Source organism: Microbacterium pullorum, assembly GCF_014836535.1.
Taxonomy (GTDB): Bacteria; Actinomycetota; Actinomycetes; order Actinomycetales; family Microbacteriaceae; genus Microbacterium; species Microbacterium pullorum.
Genome location: NZ_JACSQP010000018.1, coordinates 1 through 2167, shown reverse-complemented (window position 1 = coordinate 2167; position 2167 = coordinate 1). Strand labels below are relative to the sequence as shown.

Annotated in this window: 2 protein-coding genes; both read left to right on the top strand. The window is 67.8% G+C overall.

Features of this window, described 5'->3' with window-relative positions:
* Positions 1-69 precede the first annotated feature (69 nt).
* Positions 70-1320 (top strand): IS21 family transposase, encoded by a 1251-nt coding sequence (gene istA, locus H9651_RS14545; protein ID WP_191720046.1) that lies wholly within the window; start codon positions 70-72, stop codon positions 1318-1320.
* Positions 1320-2102: an IS21-like element helper ATPase IstB gene (gene istB / locus H9651_RS14540; RefSeq protein WP_191720045.1), complete on the top strand. Its 783-nt coding sequence runs from the start codon at positions 1320-1322 to the stop codon at positions 2100-2102. The genes istA and istB overlap by 1 nt, the downstream gene beginning before the upstream one ends.
* Positions 2103-2167 lie beyond the last annotated feature (65 nt).

Sequence of the window (2167 nt, the reverse complement as noted above, 5' to 3'; positions counted from 1 at the left end):
TGTCGACGACGCGTGAATACTGACCCCGAGGCGACGTTTGAATCTTGACCCCTCCGACACTCTTGGAGGGTGATTTCAGTGGAAGATTGGGCGGAGATCCGCCGGTTGCATAAGGCGGAGGGCATGCCGATCAAGGCGATCGTGCGCAAGCTCGGCGTCGCGAGGAACACGGTCCGTTCGGCGTTGGCGTCGGACGAACCGCCGGTGTATCGGCGGGCGCCGCGGCGGTCGCTGGTCGACGCGGTCGAGCCGGAGATCCGGAAGTGGCTGCGCGAGGACGCGAAGATGCCGGCGACGGTGATCGCCGAGCGGATCGGGTGGGAGCATTCGATCACGATCCTCAAGGACCGGGTTCGGCAGATCCGTCCCGAGTACGCCGGCGTCGACCCGGCGGACCGGATCGTGCATCACCCCGGCCAGGCGGCCCAGATGGACCTGTGGTTTCCGGAGCCGCGGATCCCGGTCGGGTTCGGGCAGGCGGCGATGCTGCCGGTGCTGGTGATGACGCTCACGTTTTCGAAGTTCCTGGCCGCGGTGATGCTGCCGTCCCGTCAGGGCGGGGACCTCACGGCGGGGATGTGGCAGCTGATCGCTCAGGTCGGCGCGGTGTCAAAGACGCTGGTCTGGGACCGGGAGTCCGCGATCGGTGGGAAGGGTAAAGTCACCCAGCTCGCGGCGGCGTTCGCGGGGACGCTCGCGACCCGGGTCGTGCTCGCCCCGCCCGCGGATCCGGAGTTCAAGGGCATGACCGAGCGCAACAACGGGTTCTTCGAGACGTCGTTCCTGCCCGGCCGCCGGTTCGTCTCCCCGGCCGATTTCAACGGCCAGTTGCAGGATTGGCTACCGCGCGCGAACGCGAGGACGATCCGCTCCCTCGGCGGTCGCCCGGTCGATGTCCTCGACCGTGACCTCGCCGCGATGACGGCGCTCCCGCCGCACCCGCCGGCCACCGGCCTTCAGGCTCGGGTCCGGCTCGGGCGGGACTACTACGTCCGCGTCGACGGGAACGACTACTCCGTCGACCCGCGTGTGATCGGCAGGCTCGTCGATGTCACCGCGACGCTGACCCGGGTGATCGTGGTCTGCGACGGGAGCGCGGTCGCCGACCACGAACGCTCCTGGGCGACCGGCGGAGTCGTCACCGACCCTGCGCACGTGGTCATCGCGAAGGGCCTGCGCTCTCAGTACGCGGCCGCGAAACGAGATCGGGCGCGAGCGGAGCTCGCCTCACCCGAGCGGCGGGTGATGTTCCGCGACCCGGGTGATTACGACGATCTGTTCGGGGTGCGGTTCGACCCGAACACCGGGGAGGTGAGGTGATGACCGCCGCTGACGTCACCGCGACGATGGGGTATCTCGCCCGCGCGCTGAAGGCCCCAACGATCGGGCGGGTCTGGGAGCACCTGGCCGCGACGGCCCGAGATGAGGGCTGGTCGCACGAGGAATACCTCGCCGCGGTGCTGCAACGCCAGGTCGCGGACCGGGAAGCGAACGGCACCAGCCTGCGCATCGCCGGCGCGCACTTCCCCGCGGTCAAGACCCTCGAGGACTTCAACATCGACCACCAGCCGTCGCTTCGACGGGATGTTCTCGCGCACCTGGCCATCACGACCTGGATCCCGAAAGCAGAGAACGTGATCCTGCTCGGCCCACCCGGCGTTGGCAAGACCCATCTCGGCATCGGACTCGGGATCAAGGCCTGCCACGCCGGCTACCCGGTCGCGTTCAACACCGCGACCGGGTGGGCCGCCCGCCTGCAGGCCGCGCATCGCGACGGGCGCCTCGAGTACGAACTGAAACGGCTCCGCCGCTACCGGCTGCTGATCATCGACGAGGTCGGCTACCTCCCATTCGACGCAGACACAGCGAACCTGTTCTTCCAGCTGATCGCCGCCCGCTACGAGCAAGGCTCGATCCTCGTCACCAGCAACATGCCCTTCGGGCGATGGGGTGAGATCTTTGCCGACGACATCGTCGCGTCCGCGATGATCGACCGCCTCGTCCACCACGCCGAGGTCCTCACCCTCGCCGGTGACTCCTACCGGACAAGAGCCCGACGCGAGCTCCTCAAGACCCCACCCACCCCGGGCGGAAACCAATAACAACAACCCAAGGGGGGTCAAGATTCAAACGACGAAAAAGGGTCAGAATTCAGGCGACGTTGACA